The following is a 17,458-nucleotide window of genomic DNA, read 5'->3' as shown; positions in this document are numbered from 1 at the left end:
AGCCGGAGCGGCTTCATTCCTCGCGCTTCACGGTCGCGGGCTTGGTCACCGGCGGCTGCCAGACGGAGCGCGCCGGGAGTTCGGGTTTCGCCACGTAGATGTGGGACTGCCATTCCTCATCGGTCATGCGGCCCTTTTCCAGCGATCTCGCAAACTCATAGTAGTTGTAGGCCAGTCCCACCAGCAGGCGGTTGCCATGGCGGCCACCGCCGATGGCGATCATCACCTGCGGGCGGCCGAGTCCCTGGTGCAGGGCCTTGCCGCCGGCGGCATCCGTGTGGATGTCCGTGACCAGCGCGTTCTTGCCTTCGCCGGGTTTTGGTTCGTCATAGGGTAGGATCGGGCGCGCCATTTGCGAGAAATCGGCGGTGCGGATCGCTTCCCAATCCTTGTCCGTGATCGGCTGGCCGGCCACGTCCTTCTCGGCGATTTCGCGGAACCTCTTGATCGATTTCGCGAACATCCGGAAGCGGTTGAATTCTTCCTCCGCATCCGGCAGCAGCTTGTGGCGGGTGAAGCCGTCGTTGGCGAAGGTGGCAAGGCGTTCCATCTCGCGCCAGAAGGCCACGTCCGGTTGCACCAGGCCGTGGGGTGCGGGCGGGATCTTGCCTTCTTCCGCACCATCACCCATTTCGGCGTAGCTCTGCTTCGCGTAGAGCACGGTGTCGTGCTTCAGCTCGGTGTAGGAGCCGAGCATCGAGATCACATTCTTCGCCGCGAAGCCGGGGGACTGCATGTAGGCGGGGAAATTCGCGTTGCGTTTCTTCGCCAGCATCGAGATCACATGGAGCTGCTTCGATGCCATCGAGGCGAACCAATCGTTGTCGCTCACGCCCGCGAGTTCCTTGCGGATGTCCGGCAGCCGCTTGTCGAACTCCGCCGCGTAGGCTGCTCCCTTGTCCGGGATCGCCTTGAGATAGTCTTTCGAAATCGCCTCCGCCTTCTCGTCGCCGAAGGCCGCGGGAATCATCGCCGCGGTTGGCAGCGCGGGCATGTCCTGCGGGGCACCGCGGGTCAATCGATCGAGCACGCGCGCATCCCAGGTGAAACGCTGGCCGAACACACGAAAGGCCTTCGGATCGGAATCCGGCGAAGTGGTTTGGTCGGCATGACCGGTGGAAACGATTATCGGCGCGCGCAGTTTGCCGAGTGCGGCGGTGAGCTTCGTGGCGGTGTCCGTGGAAAGCGCGGCCTCGGTTTCCAGCGCGGGCTTGCCGAGCGTGGAGCCGATCCATTCGCGGAATTCCGTGTAGGTGATGTCATCGCTCTGGCCGGCGAAGAAACCGGTGATCTCCATCACCTCCTTCCAAGCGGTCAAAGGAGTCGCGCCTTTCGAGGTTGTGCGGGCCATTGCCAGCGTCGCGAGCTGCGCGTCTCCGATCGCTTCCGCGCTCTTCAATTCGTAGCCGTTGCGACCCAGGAACATCATCGCGCGGAAGTAGCCGCCGAGCGTGTCGCTCTTGGTGTAGTGCGAGCGGACTTTATACTGGGTGTAATCGGAAGGTTTGTCCGGCGCGTATTTGCCGAACAAGGGCGAGGAGGACATGCCTTCCGCCGCCATGACGAGACTGATTTCCTTTTCCAAGGCCGCTCCCGCCTCGGCGGGTAGTTCCGCTTTGATCCTGGCGAGGCGCTGCTTCACCACCTCATCGTACGATGGACGCGGCGGTGTTGGCTTCGGCTTACCCTCTTCATCGAAGTCCTTCGAAGGATCGGGATCCGGTGGTGCGGGCGGCCCCAACAAAATCCACGGCGCGGCAAAGCGGGCTTCCGTCCAACCAAGGCGATCCGCCGCCGGGCCGGTCGCTTTCGAGCGCAGTTCGCGGACATTGTCGAGAGAGCCTTCGAGGAAGATGGTGAGCACTTCATGCAGGCGGCGCTGTTCGATGTATTCCAACACCCGCGAAAACCCGGCATGCCAAGCGTGCAGCACCACATCCGGAGTGATGAGCCGCGTCTGCCACGGCTTGCGGTCTTCCGGATCGGTGCCGCCGGTTTGGGAAAAGGCGCTCAACATCTCGTCCTGCGTGAACGCCCACTCCTTTTCCTCATCGGTGGTCGGCAGGTCTTCTGCCAACCAGGTGGATTCAAGCGGAATCAGGATGAAGCGGTCTTTTTCGAGCGTCTTCTTCTGCTCATCACTGAGCTTGATGCCGAGGGTCTTGTAAACCGCAGTGGCATTGGCGCAGTCCTTGAGCGCGGGCGGCTTCGGCTCCATCGGCTGGGTCGGGAGTTCGGGGCCGGTGGAAAGCTTCGCCGGAACCGGCGCGAACGGACCCGGAGCGGCCTCCGGAAGAGCGACCTGTGAGAACGCCGTGGCACCACACAACCAAGCCCCGAGAAGCATTTGCCGGGTTTTCATGATGCCAGCAGGGAAGCATGAAATCCAAGTCGGGGCAAGAGAGAGAACCTAGGGCGCTTCGCTTGTTGCCGGTGGGCGCCTTCGAGTATGCCGAGGCTTGGGATATAGACACAAATGTCCCGTAGCTTTACGGAGTTCTTTCTGGGTTCACAGTAGGTGCGCACACTCTTGTTGGCGGGTTCACCATGTTTTTGTCGATATGCCTCACCGAGTTTGGAGTTGCCTTGCAGAATTTTGCTCAGGGCTCTGTTGCTTTCGAAGAACTTGGCAGGATGCGATGTGCCGATGGTATATAGCTCTTTCTCTCTGCTCGTATTCTCTTCCGCCAAAAAGAAGAAGTCTTTGAAGATCTTGTTCTGTCGTATTACTTCCGAGCCTCCCTTCCAGTCAATGAAGGTGAATTCGGCAATCCGATGGTTGGTCTCCAAGTCAAATCCACGGCCTGTATTTCCAGCTGCAAGAGAAAGAGATTCGACTATTTCCCCTTCTTTTAAGATCAGAGGAAGAACTTGAAGAATGCCGATGGTGTGAATGATCTCGTCAATCTGGCTCGAGTTCCGTTTGATGAATAGCGCTGCCGCCAAGAGGTCAATTCCAATGCCTTTTTCAGACAGGGCCTCAGCTGTGCGTTTTTGATCTAAACCTGTGAACTTTTTTTCAAGGCTGGATACTGCGTTCCTGAATGAAGACCCGCGAAAGTGGCTGACGAGAGAGGACGCTTGAGCAATGGAGGACATCTCGTTAGCTGACTTTGAACCTTATTCTCAGCTCGCCTCCAGCGCCAGATACGCCTCGATCTCCTCGGAGGGATTGTGCGCGCGCATCAGGCTCTCGCCGATCAGCACCGCGTTCGCACCGGCATCGAGCGCGCGCTGGGCATCGGTGAGCGTCTTGATGCCGCTTTCGGACACCAGCAGCACCTCGTCCGGCACCTCGTCGGCGAGGGCTTCGGTGGTGGCGAGGTCGATTTCGAAGGTCTTCAGGTTGCGGTTGTTGATGCCGATCAGGTCCGCACCGAGTTCCAGCGCACGTTCCATTTCCGGCAGGTCGTGGACTTCCACCAGCACGTCGAGCTGGAAGGACTTCGCCTCGTCGTAGAGCTTGCGGAGCAGGTCATCATCGAGCGCCGCCACGATCAGGAGGATGGCGTCCGCGCCGGAAACCACGGCCTCGTGGATCTGCACCGGATGGATGGTGAAGTCCTTGCGGAGCAGGGGGGCGTTGGAAAAGCGCGAGATCTGGGTGAGGTAGCTCAGCGAGCCTTGGAAATACTTCTCGTCCGTCAGGATGGAGAGGCAGGATGCGCCGCCATCGAGATAGCGCTTCGCCTGGCGGACCGGATCGAAGTCCGGATCGATCAGACCCACGGAGGGGGACGCCTTCTTCACCTCGGCGATCACGCCCAGCTTGCCCGGGCCGCGGTCGAGGGCCGCGCGGAAGCCGCCGAAGTCATTCCGCATCAGCGCGCCCGCGCGCAGGTGGGCGGCGCGGGGAATCAGCGCTTCGACTTCCTGGTGCTTGGTGGCGATGATCTGGGCGAGCTTGTCGGACACGCGGCTGTGTTTGGAGTTCCTTGCGGCAAGTTCCAAGCCCCAAGTGCGGCGGAGCATCTTCCGGCAAACGACTGGTGGCCAGGGGATCTCCGTCCGCATGGCAAAAAACTTTGTGGTTTTCTCTTGCGCGCAGGCCGCGGATGCGTAGAAAGCGCGCACGCAATACGCGTCGCGGGCGTAGCTCAGTGGTAGAGCGCCACCTTGCCAAGGTGGATGTCGTGAGTTCGAATCTCATCGCCCGCTCCAACCTCCCTTTCCGGGAGGTTTTTGCGTTTCAGGGGATGACATGGTTCTGCCGCCTCGTTGAAACGGCAAGCTGCGGCTTCCCAAAATCCTCCGCCCGGTTCAACCTGTCCTCATGTTTGTTTGGTCGAAACTCTCCGCCGCGAAGTGGATGGATGCTTGGGAAGAACGCTTCGCTGGGAATCCCAACCTCGCCATCGAGATCATCAAGGGCGGCAAGTCCGTGCGCGTGCAGGTCTATTGCAACACCCGCAGGGAGGCGGATGTCATCATCGAGCAGTGGGGGGGATCCGTCCGGCCGCTGGCCAGCGATTGGCACAAGAAGGAGGTCCCGCTGCCGCGCCCGATCAAAGTCCGCGATGTGTTTCTCGTTACGGGTGAGAGCAAGCCGAAGGAGCTCGCGAAGATCCGCAAGGAACATCCCGGCCGCGACATCATCTCGATCCCGCCGGAAATGGCCTTCGGCACCGGCGATCATGCCACCACCTCCACCTGCCTGCGTCTGCTGGTGGACATCGCTCGCGAGCGCAAGGGCACGGATTGGACGGTGGCGGACCTCGGCACCGGCACCGGCCTGCTCGCCATCGCCGCCCGGAAGCTGGGTTCCGGCGAGGCCTACGCCTGCGATTTCGATCCCTTTGCCGTGAAGGTCGCCATCGAAAATCTCGGTCGCAACGGTGTGGATGGCGTCGAAGTGAAGGAACAGAACATCCTCAAGTGGAAGCCGCGCAAGAAGGGCTATGATGTGGTCCTGGCCAACATTTTTTCCACCGTGCTCATCCAGGCGTGGCCGGTGATCGCGAAATCGGTGGCACCGGGCGGTGATCTGATCGTCTCCGGTATCCTCGCCACCCAGGCGTGGGACGTTTTCACCGCTGCCGCCGCCAATGGCCTCGGGTTTACCCAAGTGATCCGGAAGGGGAAATGGGTGACCGCGCGCGGTGGACGGATGGTGGATTTGGTGGAGAAGGTCTGATCCCGTCCAACAGGGGGGAGGTTGTCGGCTCATTCTGGCGGAAAGCCCACGGCTTCAAGGGGCCGTTTTGTCAACTGTGTCCATTTCACTTGCACCCCCGGGGGCCAGCGGTGAAAACAGCGCCCCGCCTTCCGGGCTGTCCAACGCCGTTGACCGCCCGGAGGACGGCCAATCACCATCCGCGCGCTTCCATGGACAGCATTTCATCCCGCATCGCACAGGTTCTACCGTCGCTCACTCTGGCCGTCACGAACCAGGCCAAGGCCATGCAGGCCAAGGGCGAGGAAGTTTACGGTCTCGCCGGTGGCGAGCCCCACTCCGATACCCCGGACTTCATCAAGGAAGCCGCCATCAAGGCGCTGCAGGAGGGCAAGACCAAGTACACCGCTTCCGCCGGTATCCCGGAACTGCGCCAAGCCCTTTCCGAGAAGCTCCTCAAGGACAACGGCCTGACCTACGATCCGAAGCAGATCTGCGTCACCGCAGGTGCCAAGATGGCATGCTTCAACGCCATCCTCGCCGTCGTAGAGGAAGGTGACGAAGTCATCATTCCGACTCCCTACTGGGTGTCCTATCCGGAGATGGTCCGCCTCGCCGGCGGCATCCCGGTGCTGGTGGAAACCAAGGAGTCCACCGGCTGGAAGATGACTCCGGAGCAGTTCGAGGACGCCATGACCCCGGCGACCAAGATGGTCATCCTCAACTCGCCCTCGAACCCGACCGGTGCCGTCTATACCGAACAGGAGCTTCGGGACATCGGTGACATCGCCCTGGGCGAGGACATCGTCATCCTGTCTGACGAAATCTACGAAAAGCTCGTCTATGGTGATGCCAAGCACGTCTCCATCGCCTCCCTCAGCGAAGAGCTCTACAACCTCACCATCACCGTCAACGGCTTCTCCAAGGCCTACTCGATGACCGGCTGGCGCCTCGGCTACACCGCCGCGCCCAAGGCTCTCGCCGAAGCGATCGACAAGATCCAGAACCACACCGTCTCGAACGTCACCTCCTTCGCCCAATACGCGGCGGTGGCGGCCCTGACCGGTGACCAGACCTTCATCGAAGACCTCCGTGGCGAATACGACGTGAGCCGCCAGTTCATGTTCAACCGCCTGAAGGGCATCAATAACATCCGCGTGGTCGAGCCGAAGGGAGCGTTCTACTTCTTCGTCTACACCGGCAACCTCGGACTGAAGTCCCAGAACCTCTGCGACAAGCTCTTGTCGCGATACAAGGTGGCTGCCGTTCCGGGGATCGCTTTTGGCTATGACGATGGCATCCGCCTCAGCTACTGCACCACGCTGGATGTGCTCAATGAGGGCCTGACCCGCTTCGAGCAGTTCTGCCGCGAGCATTGATCCGCCAGCGGCCGCGACCGCTTCCGACTCTTCATAAACGCCGCATCGGTTCCACCGGGCGGCGTTTTTGTTTCTTGGGGAGAGTTTGATTTCCACCAATTCGGGTGGTGGGGTGAAGGGTGGGAGTTGTAAGATATTCCACCGCATGGACTTCCATGCGGAAACGTGAGGCGCCCCTGAATGCCTCGCTCAAGCCCATCCAATGAAACCCTTTGTCTGTGCTTCGGAGCCCGTCTGGCAAACCGCGGCCACTCCGGCTATGGGTGTGCCTAGGAAACAGTCCCATGACGCTACCGCCAGTGCCGACACGGGCGATGGCAGGAATCGACATGGACGTGCCGGTTCTTCGTATCGCTGTAGCACAAATGTAAATACTTTCGCAGGTTCTTTGTTGACGGATTCTGTGTTTGTATGGATTTGTATTGGCATGCATCGCATTTATGCCCGGTATTGCTTGGGAATGTTGAAGTATGTGGGTTTTTCCCCGCATCTTTCTCGATTCCGTTCTGTCGCAAAACGGCGGAAGAACGGCTTTTCGCTCATCATCACGCTGATGATGATGATGCTGTTGGCGACTCTGGCCCTAGGCCTTCTCTCTCTTTCCACGATTACACTGCGCCAGAGCGCGTCGGGCACGGCCATGGTCACCGCCCGCAACAACGCCCGTCTGGCGCTGATGCTGGCCTTGGGTGAGCTTCAGAAGCAGGCCGGTCCTGACCAGCGGGTGACGGCCGCCGCCGACATTGCGGCAGCCGACCGAGGCGAGCGCCTGCCTGCCGGAGCTACGCCACAGAACAACACCTCCGTGAATGGCGACGCAAAAGGGTTGTCCAAGGTCCAGAATGGCACCCGTTATTGGACCGGCGTTTGGAAAAACAAGAATGTCACCAATCCCGAGATCGAGATCTATACCAAGACCCCTTCGCCGGAACTGGTCAAGTGGCTGATCAGCGGCAATGAAATGGCCACCCCCACTACCGCCATCAACCCCGGTTCGCCCATCGCCGCGCTGAATGCCTCCGGCAAAGTGGGGGATCCGAAGAAGGCCGTCATTCTGGTGGGGAAGAATTCTGTCGGAGATGCCGGAACGGTTTACTCCGGGGCGAATGATCCGAACGTGGTCCATTACGTCTCGGCACCGCTGGTCGATGTGAACACGGGCAAGGGCTCCAACAAAGTCTCCGGTCGCTACGGTTGGTGGGTGGGGGATGAAGGCGTCAAGGCGCGCATCAACCAGCCCGCGAATACCGGCACTCTCACGTATGCGAATCTACCCACGGTCCGGCGTGGTTGGGAGACGACCGCACTGAATCAGTATCCGGTGCCGACGGGCGGCGCGGATTCCGTGCTCGGCCGTGTGGTGACCTTGTCGCAAGCGGAACTACTGGCATCCCAGTACAAGGACGGTGCTTCCGGTCCTCTGGGCCAGATTTTCCATGCGGCCACTCCTGACAGCTACAATGTCCTCGCTGACACCGTGGCTGGCGGCCTCCGCCTGGATCTCTCCGCTTATCTGGAGTCGCTCCCGTCCAGTCCGGTGCCGAATGTTCCAAATCCGCCGTTGGCCGGGAAAAACATCCTGCCGGTCTCCGTCACCTCCACCAACATGAAGGGGCCGAAGTGGGACCGTCTCAAGGAATTCAAGGATCTTTACGGTTCTCTCAGCGGTGGGCGGCTGGTTTGCAAGCCGGCGACGAAGCCTGAGGAATACGCCATCGCTCCGGTGGTCGTGGATTTCCGGGTGCTCCTGGGAGCGCGCTTGGAGGCGAGTGCGGGCAGCTACAAGACCCATTCCTGCGGCAAGATCGCCATCGCTCTGGCGAACCCCTATTCCGTTCCCTTGAAGTGGAACAACGGGTTGGACATCGAGGTGAAGTGTGAGATGCCGACCACCAGCTACCGCCCGTCCTGCATCTGGGGGGCGGCCGGACAACCGGCCTTCCTGCCCGCCAATTCGTCCGACCCGGCGGTGTTCAACAACACGATTTTCCGCATTCCGGCGGGAGAGATCCCCGCAGGGGAGGCGAAGGCCTATACCCTCGCTTCCGCGGCCTCCCGCCCGGTGGGCAGCACGGCGCAGACTGTTGTCAACATGGGGCCGCTCGACAGCAGCGATGCCACCAATTTCGAAATCTGCATGATGCAGCAGTTCAACAACGCGAGTTCCGCCAACGTCTCCATGGATGTCCGGGAGACCTGGATCACCTCGCAGTTGTGCGTGGAACTGCGGCCGGCCGGATCGACCGATATCCTGCGGCGGATCGAGAGGTTTGAACTCGATAATGCCAATTTCTCGGCCACGCAGCGTGCGATCACACCCGCCATCGCGGCGGTCATGACCAAGCCGTTCCCGCTGATGCACTACAGCTTCCAGTTGAGCCAGTCCACGAACAGATACGATCAAATCCTGCCGTTGTCCCCCTCCGGCCAGATGGGATTGCGCAGTTCCACGATGCGCACGTTCGCCGATTTCAACATGCAGGCGACCCGGTTCAGAAAGCCGATCACTTCCTACAATCCTCCACCTTATTTTATGGAAAGTACGGACAGCATCAGCACGCTGCCGTTCAGTTCGACCGGCCCCGGAGGTGATACCGGCAGCAACTTTGCCAAGAACCTGGCGGTCTCCCCGATCGGCTGGGGCGCTTCCCCCTTCACGTCAAAGAAGGTCGTCCTGTTCAGTCCTCCGCAGACCTTGGCGTCGCTGGCCCAGTTCCAGCATGCCGATCTGACGGGTGATGACACCTTCGCCTCCGTCGGCCATCAGCCGGGCAATGCGGTTGGAAATTCCTATGCCTCTCCCTTCCTGAAGCGGTCGCTCGTGAAAGAGAACAGAACCGACTACACGGTTGTGGCCAACGGCGGGTCCACGTCTGCCACCACGGCCCAGGGGAACTACTATGACATCTCCCATCTGCTGAATACCGCGCTCTGGGATGGCTACTATTTCTCCACGATTCCACGCAGCGGAGCAGCGATGGACCCTTTGAACAAGGGAATCGTGAAGACCGGCGGGGCCGGGGATCGTTCGCCCGAATTGCTCGATGGCCTGAAGTCGGCCGGCCATGTGTTGGCGAACGGAGGCTTCAATATCAATTGCACCGAGAAGGATGCCTGGAAGGCTTTGCTCGCGGGCAGCAAATACCTGAGCCATCCTGCCGGCGGCACCTCCACCGAGGCCCTTTATCCGCGCAGCCTTGAACAACCCACCGCGGGTGCCTCGCAGCCGACCGGTGATGGCGATGACTCGTTGTCCGGCTTCCGACGCCTCACCGATGCGCAGATCGATACGATCGCCACCGAGATCGTCAAACAGGTGCGGCTGCGCGGACCATTCGTTTCGGTATCCCAGTTCGTGAACCGCGCGCTGGTGGGACTGGGCACCGATGGCCTCGATCCCAAGACCATCGTGAGCCGCAGCGGGGCCCTTCAAAGTGCCTTGGATCTGGGTGGCGCCAATATCAAGCCGGATGGCTCGGCTTCGGTTTTCAAGAACATCGTCGTCGCGAACGACAGGCTCAACCTCCAGGTCGAGAACGGAGCCCCGCGGGCCGACATGGCCGGAGGAAAGTCCACCGGCATGTCCAATACGGCCAACGACTGGGCCACCAGCTCCCAGGACCTCAATCCTGGCACCGTCGCCAGCATCGTTTCGGATCGGTCGCTGCTGACCGATTCCGGCTTGAGGGCCGAGCAAGGTTTCCGCTCCACCGGCATTCCCGGATGGGTCACCCAGGCGGATGTGCTTCAGGTGATTGGTTCGTCGATCTCGGCTCGGTCCGACACGTTCAAGATCCGCGCCTATGGCGAGGCGGTGGACGGCGAGTCCGGTAATACGGTGGCCCGCGCCTGGTGTGAGGCGGTCGTGCAGCGCATGCCCCTCTACGTGGATGCTTCGAATGCCGCATCCGACCGCGGCCCCGTCCTCACTGCCACCAACCGTACGTTTGGCCGCCAATTTGCAATCGTCTCCTTCCGCTGGCTCTCTCCTGATGAAATCTAGTTCCTACTTCCATCTCATTCTTCCGTCCATTGTCTGCTTGTTCGCTCCCGCTGCCGCTCTTGCGCAGGAGGGGGAGGCGGTTTCACTCAAGGTGGATCTCGTGGCTTGGGGCCATGACATTCCCGGGTTATCGGTCACCGCCGCAAACAAGAAGGAAGGAGTCACAGCCAAAGCCTTCCAATACTCCAAAGCGGTTTCCTATGCAGGATCGAACGTGATGGAGATCTATCAGAGCGCCAGCGCGGGTTCCGAAAAAAACGATCCGGGCGCGCCTGTTCCTCCGCAACCTGCGCAGGCTGGAAAGCCTCCTGCCAGCACGCCCGCCAGTACGGAACCGGTTTCCCCTGAATTACTCAAGCGCCGCAAGGAAAAGCCGGATCTGGTCGCCCTTGCCGCAATCCCGGCGAATTCGAAACGGGTGACCGTGCTTCTGGCTCCCGGTCCGGACCACACCTACAAGACGGTCGTCATTGATGACGACCCTTCGAAACTGCCTCTCGGGAACCTGCGGATCCACAATTACAGCGCTTTCGTCATCGCGATGCGTTGCAATGGAACCACCGCCAAAGAGCTGAAGACCCGGGATGCTTTCGTCGTGAAGCCGAAAAACCACCAGGTGATCTATGAGTTGGCCTACCAGGACGGAGAGGAGTGGAAGATGCTGGAGAACAATATTGTCCGCGTGGGCGATGAAGAGCAGGCCCAGATGATCGTCCTCAAGAGCGATGCCGAGTACTTCCAAGCCACCAACGGCACCCGCTCCGGGTTTCTCCAGGCGGTCATCCTGCGGCGTCAGAAAGAGGCTCCGGAGCCGTAGGGAGATTTGTTTTTCCGGCGGACCGCATGGAGAAGCCGGATGCTTTTGATGGGGTTGGAGTCCATTGGGAGACTCCGTGAAAGCGACCTTTGGACCGGTCGGGTTGCTTCGTGGAGCAACACGGTCGTCGGACTAAAACGCAGGTAAATTGAAGGGATTGCCTGTATGAATGCGTCATGGAGTGGCGTGACAGACGGTTCATCCGATGAGATATCTTCGCCTGCTTGCCATTCCCGATGAGCTTGGCTTTGTTAATTGCCTGCAACAATGTATTTACATTTGAAGTGGGAAGGGGTTTGACATGGGGCGCTCTTGGAGCGAATAGGAGTAAGCGTTACCCCTCAAACCCATGCTCTATTCCATGATTTTAAAACCCTTTGGCCGCCGTCGGGTCCGGATTGGCAAGCGCAAGCAAGCGCCACGCGGATTTTCGCTCATAATTACATTGTCAATCATGGTGCTGCTCGCCGGACTGGCTTTGGGGTTGCTCGGCCTGTCCAGCATCACCTTGCGGAATTCCGCTAGCCTGCAGGCCCAGCAGAAGGCCAAAGCCAATGCGCGTCTCGCCCTCATGTTGGCGATCGGTGAACTCCAGAAGGCTGCGGGAACGGACAAGGCGGTGACCGCGACCTCCGAGATCGTGGCCGCCACTCCGACCAAGCCCGGCCTGACCGGCGTGTGGCAGTCCTGGGACTACGACCCGGTCGCGACTTCGGGCGCACCGAACTACACCAGGGAAAAGGAAAACCGGTTCCTCCGTTGGCTGGTGTCGGACAACGATCTCGAATCGGTGAAAAAGCCGGACTACCCGACCTCCGGGTTTTCGGGCAAAACGATCGAACTGATCGGTGAAGGAGCGCTCGGCAAGGGCGCGCAGGCCAGCGACAAGGTGTCCGCAGGTCTGGTGTCCTTGATCCGTGATGGCAAAAACGATGGTGCCTACGCTTGGTATGTGGCGGATGAGTCGGTGAAGGCCCGCATCGCTACCTATCGCGATCCGTCGAAAAACTCCACTCTTGCCCAGAAGCGTGCCCTGCTTGCGGGTCATCGCCCGGATACTTCCGTCGTCGCTGCGGCGGACGGCACGCTTCTCGATTATCTGCCCAAGGATGATTCCGCGCAGGCCTACAAGGCGGCCACCGCGGCCTCCGGCAAACTGGTCACGCTCTCCCAGACCGACCTCCTGGCCGGGACTCCGCAGGCCGGCAAGTTCCGCAAGTATGTCACTCCCTACTCCGTCGGCTTGCTGACGAACACCCGCACGGGTGGTTTCAAGAAGGACCTCACCTCCCTGTTCGAGGCGCCGTCCCTGCCGTCCGACTATTCGGGACGTCCCCTCTATGCCTCCACCAAAACCCTGAACAAGGCTGCCGAGGCGGATCCGAATTGGTCGGCTCTGGCCAGCTACTACGGGATGTACAAGAACATCAGCAGTCCCGAAAGCCGGCCGACCTACACGGCTGCTCCCAGCACGGACATCAAGATCAGCGACGTGCCGATCGCTCCGAGTTCCTTCTATCCCGCGCCGGTAATCGCGAAAGTGGACCTGCTCTATTCGCTGGTGCTGCGTGATGCGCACGGCACTTGGATCGGACAACTGGGTGCGAAGGGGATGACCAAAATGTTCCACCTGATGTACACACCGGTTGTCACGTTGCACAATCCGTACAACGTGTCGGTCGAGTTCGAGCGGATGAAAGTCGGTATCCGCAATGCTCCGGTGGGTTTCAACCTCTACGCCAACAACACCGCACTGGACACCGCCAACATCGTCCCTCTCACGGACATGTTCGTGTATGGAGCGATGGAACGCCAGTTCTGGGTGGAGATCGCGAATTGGACCTCATTCGGAGCGTCCAATCCCAGCGGCACCATCACTCTCAAGCCAGGTCAGACCATCGTATGCAGCCCTTATGTGGATCCGAATGGCATGTGGAATTCGAATTTCGACTGGGACCCGCAGCACACCAATATGACGGGCTCGGAGACCAGCCCCATCCGCATGAAGACCGGATTCACCGGCCGCCAGTTCGGGTTTGATGTTGACTGGGTCACTCCACATCCCTCTCCAGGCTCGGATGGACTGGGCGTGGGCGGAGTGAAGGATAGCGATACGTTCCATATCGAATTTGTGGCGACCCAGCCGAGCGCCGGTATGAATGATCGCTTCCAAGTGACGGCGACCATCACCAGCAAGGGGACCACCAAGAACTACGGGGGTCTCGATCTCGTGTATAACAATGCGGGAGGTCTCGTGTCCGCCTTCCCTCCCAGGATGAGATATCCGAAGAGCGGTGAAATCTCGGTCATGGACCTGTATGAGCCGAGCACCAAGCCGCTGAAGGATCAGGTGAAGGTCCGTTCGGTCGCGCTGTTCACCGCGTCCGCCAAGACTTCGAACGGCGGGGTCTATGAAACGGGCAGCCGTTCCGGCAGTGGTGGTGGTGTGAACGCGCTTGTGGACGGTCGTGTGGCTGGCAAGCCGTTCCTGTTCAACAATCCGGCATCTCCATTGGAGCAGAACGACCTGGTGGCGGGCAATCCCTCCGCTTTCAGTCATGAAGTCAACTTCCAGCCGTTGAACGTTCCGGACGACTACTTCGAACTGGATAGTCTCAACCGCAGCCCGGTTCTCTCCGGCAACTCCACGGCATTTGGCATCAAGTCCGGCAGCCTTTTCGAGATCCCCACCGGACCGATGCAGGCCATCGCGGATTTCCGCCGCTCGAACGCGCTGACGACTCCGTTCCAGCCGAGTTACACGCAACCGGTCGGCAACTCCGCCATCTCGCCCTTGATGCCGACCGCTGCCGTGGTGACGAGTGGCAGCTTCGGCCCTGCCAGACTGTGGCTCGACCAGTCCTATCTGGCGAACCGCACGCTGTATGACAATTTCTACTTTTCCACGATCGCACCGGATACCAGCGGCCGCAGCATCGACCGGGTATACAAGGATTTCCTTGCGGGAGCCGCCGGCGGCACCGGATACCAGCCCCTTCTCAACCAGAACTTCCAGCCGTACGTGCCGGAAGGGGAGACCTCCCAGACCCTCGCGACCAAGTACTATGTGGGTGCCAAGCCGAATGCGGACACCTACAAGGAAATCGCCGCCACCCAGCTCGTGAGATCGCCCTTCAATGTCAACTCGACCAACGTCCAGTCGTGGCAGGCCATGCTCTCCACCCTGAACAAGAGTGACGTCAACACCCTGTGGGCGGTGTCCGGTGCGGTGGAGTCGCGGAAGATGACCGGCACCCCGATTCTCCCGATGACCCTGCCGGTTGGAGGTTCCTCCCTCGGCAACTGGTCTTCCGGCAACATCGACAACGAGAAGACCAACAACTGGAATGGTTATCGCGAGCTCTCGACCGACCAGATCAAAACCCTGGCCACCAAGATTGTGGAGCAGGTCCGCGAGCGCGGCCCGTTCCTCTCGCTGTCCGAGTTCGTCAACCGTCAGGTCGGCACCAGCTCCGCCAAGACCCGTATCGGAGCCTTGGGCGCGGCGATCGCCAATTCCGACATCAATCCCAGCAGGCTGCTCCCCGGCAACGTGCCGATCGCGCTGAATGACCTGTCTGATCCCAAGCTCTACAATCTCCCCACCAAGGAAGCTCTTCTTGGCAAGCAGCAGGGGAGCCAGCAGCAGCAGGAGGGATATCCCGCCGAGGGAGCTCCAGGCTGGCTCACCCAGGGAGACGTCATGCGTCTTCTGGAACCGGGTGCCACGGTGCGTTCCGATACATTCGTGATCCGCGTCTGCGGCCAGGCCACGGATGACAGCGGTAATGTGACCGCCCGTGCCTATGCGGAGGCCGTGGTCCAGCGCCTGCCCGAGTGGGTCGATAGCTCGGACAAGGCCAGCAAGAACATCTATGAGACCACCGCCGGACATACCTCGGTGAACTTGACCTTTGGAAGACGCATGGAGATCGTTTCGTTCCGTTGGCTTTCCAATTCCGAAATTTGATCTAGAAGTCCTCCAGAATGAAATTGCTCCAGTGTCTTTCCTTGGCCTTCGTCTGCCTGTTGGCGGAGGCCCGCGCCCAGCGGCAGATTGAAGTGCGTGCCGTCCTGAACGATCCGGTGAACGGCAGCGCCGAGTTCCAGGTGCAGACCGCTCCCAAGGTCTTCAACAAACTGCCCTTGGTAGCCGAAGGCTTGGGCGCGACCATCAAGGTCACGCTCGCTCAAAACGAGCTCACCCTGCATGGGCCGTTCGGCAGCGATCCCAATATTCCGCCTCCGGTTATTGCCTCGGCCACCGTGCCCGCGACCGCCCAGCGCTGCATCGTCGTGATCGCACCGGAGGCAAAGGGAGGGAAGCTGCCGTACCGTGCCATCGCTCTCGACGATTCGCCGCAGGCCTTCCCTTTTGGTGAATCCCGTATCGTCAATCTCACTCCCGTGACGCTGGCGATGCAGGCTGGAACGATCAAGAGGCCGTTGCCTGCGGGACAGATCGCCTCTTTGCCTGAAATCAAGGATGTGAATGAGTTCAATGTCGCTCAGACCAACTTCTATGCGAAGGCGGGAGAAGACTGGCAGCCGTTCACAGAGCGCCAGCTTCAATATGTCAAAACGATGCGTCGTGTTTTCATCACTTACGCCAGCCCGGGTGCCATGGCTCCCAGCGTGCGCACGATCGCCGACCATGAGCCGCTTCCTCCGCCGAGGCCGGCCCAGTAGGTTCCCATTTCTTCATTGCATGAAACCCAGAAAAGCGCCGTCTCCGGGAAACCGGAGGCGGCGTTTCTGCTTTGGGATGAAGGGCGGGAAGCAGGTCAATCCAGCAGCGCGGAGGCGATCTGTTCCCATTCCGCGGCGAGATCGGCCCGGTTGGCGGGAGCGGATTTCCCGGCGCGGGCATACCAGTAGCCGGCGTTGCCGAAGTCACCTTCCTCACGATGCAGCCATGCGTGGATCCAGGCACCCGCGCGCTGATCTCCCAGCTCTTGGCAGAGATCGTGGGCTTCGTGCCATTTCCCGGCCTTGGCCAGCCACAGGCAGCGCTCGGTATCGGTCAGTCCGGCGGGTGGTTGGGAATCGGTGGCGACGGAGCGGGCAAGATCGGCGGTGGTCATGAGGCCACTTTCAGTCAGTGCATGCCTTGTGGCAAGGAAGGCATGGAGAAGCGGGGTTGACGTGCCATCGCCGACTCGCAGAGCGTGGCAGCATGATCATTCGCATGTTGCTGGGAACGGCTTGTTTCATCGGAGCTTTGCACGCCGCGGAGACACCCGGCTGGAAACTGGTGTGGTCCGATGAGTTCAATGGCAAGGAACTCGATTTCACCAAGTGGTCGGTGGAGGAGAACGGCCATGGAGGAGGTAACGGGGAGCTGCAATTCTATGTGGATCGCTCCGAGAACGTGCGGTTGGAAAATGGCAATCTGGTGCTGGAAGCACGGAAGGACTCCTATTCCTCAGCCGGTGTGGTGAAGGACTACAGCTCCGGCCGCATCCGCACCAAGCGTCATGCGAGCTGGACCTACGGCCGCTTCGAAATCCGCGCGAAGCTGCCGACGGGGCGGGGGATCTGGCCGGCCGTCTGGATGCTGCCGGAGAAGGAAGCCTATGGCGGCTGGGCAGCCAGCGGGGAGATCGACATCATGGAACTGGTCGGCCATGAGCCCGCAAAGGCCCACGGCACCCTGCATTACGGCGCCTCCTGGCCGAAGAATATCCACACCGGCGAACCCTTCACCCTCAAGAGCGGCATTTTCGCCGATGACTTCCACGTCTTCGCCTTGGAATGGGAGAAGGGCGTGTTCCGCTGGTATGTCGATGGCGCGCTGTATCAGACCCAGACGAAGTGGAGCACTACCGGCGCGGAGTTTCCCGCGCCGTTCGACCAGCCATTCCATCTGGTTCTGAATGTGGCGGTGGGCGGTGGTTGGCCCGGGCCACCGGATGCGGCCACCGTGTTTCCGCAACGGATGACTGTGGACTATGTGCGGGTGTACCAGCGGGATTGAGGCCCGTTTGTACACCGGGATGCACTTTCCCGGGTCCACGTACACCAAAGACCTCAAATCGGGTCATTTTTGAGATTTTCGGGCCTCAAAATCGGTCTGGAGAAGGGTTTTTGAAATAAAATCCCCTTGAATCGAGTGTTTTAAAGATCAATTTTTGCGATTCAAGCTA

11 protein-coding genes and 1 tRNA gene are annotated in these 17,458 nt (G+C 60.3%); 8 read left to right on the top strand and 4 right to left on the bottom strand.

Annotated elements, in window-relative coordinates:
• Nucleotides 1–13 precede the first annotated feature (13 nt).
• Genes KBB96_RS13140 through trpC form a run of 3 tightly spaced genes read right to left on the bottom strand, consistent with a single transcriptional unit; the run spans nucleotide 14 to nucleotide 3,915 of the window.
• The gene (locus KBB96_RS13140) at nucleotides 14–2,362 is read right to left on the bottom strand and encodes a DUF3160 domain-containing protein (RefSeq protein WP_211629903.1); all 2,349 of its coding nucleotides are present in this window, start codon (nucleotides 2,360–2,362) and stop codon (nucleotides 14–16) included.
• On the bottom strand, nucleotides 2,359–3,099 hold the full coding sequence (locus KBB96_RS13135) for a hypothetical protein (protein WP_211629902.1): 741 nt from the start codon (nucleotides 3,097–3,099) through the stop codon (nucleotides 2,359–2,361). The genes KBB96_RS13140 and KBB96_RS13135 overlap by 4 nt, the downstream gene beginning before the upstream one ends.
• Nucleotides 3,100–3,126: 27 nt before the next feature.
• A complete protein-coding gene (gene trpC, locus KBB96_RS13130) occupies nucleotides 3,127–3,915 on the bottom strand; it encodes an indole-3-glycerol phosphate synthase TrpC (RefSeq protein WP_345779495.1) in 789 nt (262 codons plus the stop codon).
• Between the two features lie 171 nt (nucleotides 3,916–4,086).
• On the opposite strand from trpC, the gene KBB96_RS13125 reads away from it, so the two are divergent.
• From KBB96_RS13125 to KBB96_RS13095, 7 genes are all read left to right on the top strand, one after another.
• A tRNA-Gly gene (locus tag KBB96_RS13125) sits at nucleotides 4,087–4,161 on the top strand.
• A gap of 112 nt (nucleotides 4,162–4,273) precedes the next feature.
• Nucleotides 4,274–5,134, top strand: coding sequence for a 50S ribosomal protein L11 methyltransferase (locus KBB96_RS13120; protein WP_211629900.1), 861 nt, complete (start codon nucleotides 4,274–4,276; stop codon nucleotides 5,132–5,134).
• Between the two features lie 191 nt (nucleotides 5,135–5,325).
• A complete protein-coding gene (locus KBB96_RS13115; protein WP_211629899.1) occupies nucleotides 5,326–6,492 on the top strand; it encodes a pyridoxal phosphate-dependent aminotransferase in 1,167 nt (388 codons plus the stop codon).
• A 460-nt stretch (nucleotides 6,493–6,952) separates the two neighbouring features.
• A complete protein-coding gene (locus KBB96_RS13110; RefSeq protein WP_211629898.1) occupies nucleotides 6,953–10,495 on the top strand; it encodes a hypothetical protein in 3,543 nt (1,180 codons plus the stop codon).
• Complete coding sequence (locus KBB96_RS13105) at nucleotides 10,485–11,312, top strand: hypothetical protein (RefSeq protein ID WP_211629897.1); 828 nt, start codon at nucleotides 10,485–10,487, stop codon at nucleotides 11,310–11,312. Before KBB96_RS13110 ends, KBB96_RS13105 begins: the two co-directional genes overlap by 11 nt.
• Before the next feature lie 454 nt (nucleotides 11,313–11,766).
• Complete coding sequence (locus KBB96_RS13100) at nucleotides 11,767–15,282, top strand: hypothetical protein (RefSeq protein WP_211629896.1); 3,516 nt, start codon at nucleotides 11,767–11,769, stop codon at nucleotides 15,280–15,282.
• A 17-nt stretch (nucleotides 15,283–15,299) separates the two neighbouring features.
• Entirely contained in the window at nucleotides 15,300–16,001 is a 702-nt protein-coding gene (locus KBB96_RS13095) for a hypothetical protein (protein ID WP_211629895.1), read from the top strand.
• A gap of 95 nt (nucleotides 16,002–16,096) precedes the next feature.
• On the opposite strand, the gene KBB96_RS13090 is transcribed toward KBB96_RS13095, so the two are convergent.
• Nucleotides 16,097–16,396 (bottom strand): hypothetical protein, encoded by a 300-nt coding sequence (locus KBB96_RS13090; RefSeq protein WP_211629894.1) that lies wholly within the window; start codon nucleotides 16,394–16,396, stop codon nucleotides 16,097–16,099.
• 104 nt (nucleotides 16,397–16,500) lie between these two features.
• Here KBB96_RS13090 and KBB96_RS13085 point away from each other — a divergent pair, with 104 nt between their 5' ends.
• The gene (locus KBB96_RS13085; RefSeq protein WP_211629893.1) at nucleotides 16,501–17,289 is read left to right on the top strand and encodes a glycoside hydrolase family 16 protein; all 789 of its coding nucleotides are present in this window, start codon (nucleotides 16,501–16,503) and stop codon (nucleotides 17,287–17,289) included.
• The last annotated feature ends 169 nt before the right edge of the window (nucleotides 17,290–17,458 follow it).

Source organism: Luteolibacter ambystomatis (assembly GCF_018137965.1).
Lineage (GTDB): Bacteria > Verrucomicrobiota > Verrucomicrobiia > Verrucomicrobiales > Akkermansiaceae > Luteolibacter > Luteolibacter ambystomatis.
The sequence above is the reverse complement of the archived record's forward strand: the minus strand, read 5'-3'. Positions and strand labels throughout refer to the sequence as shown.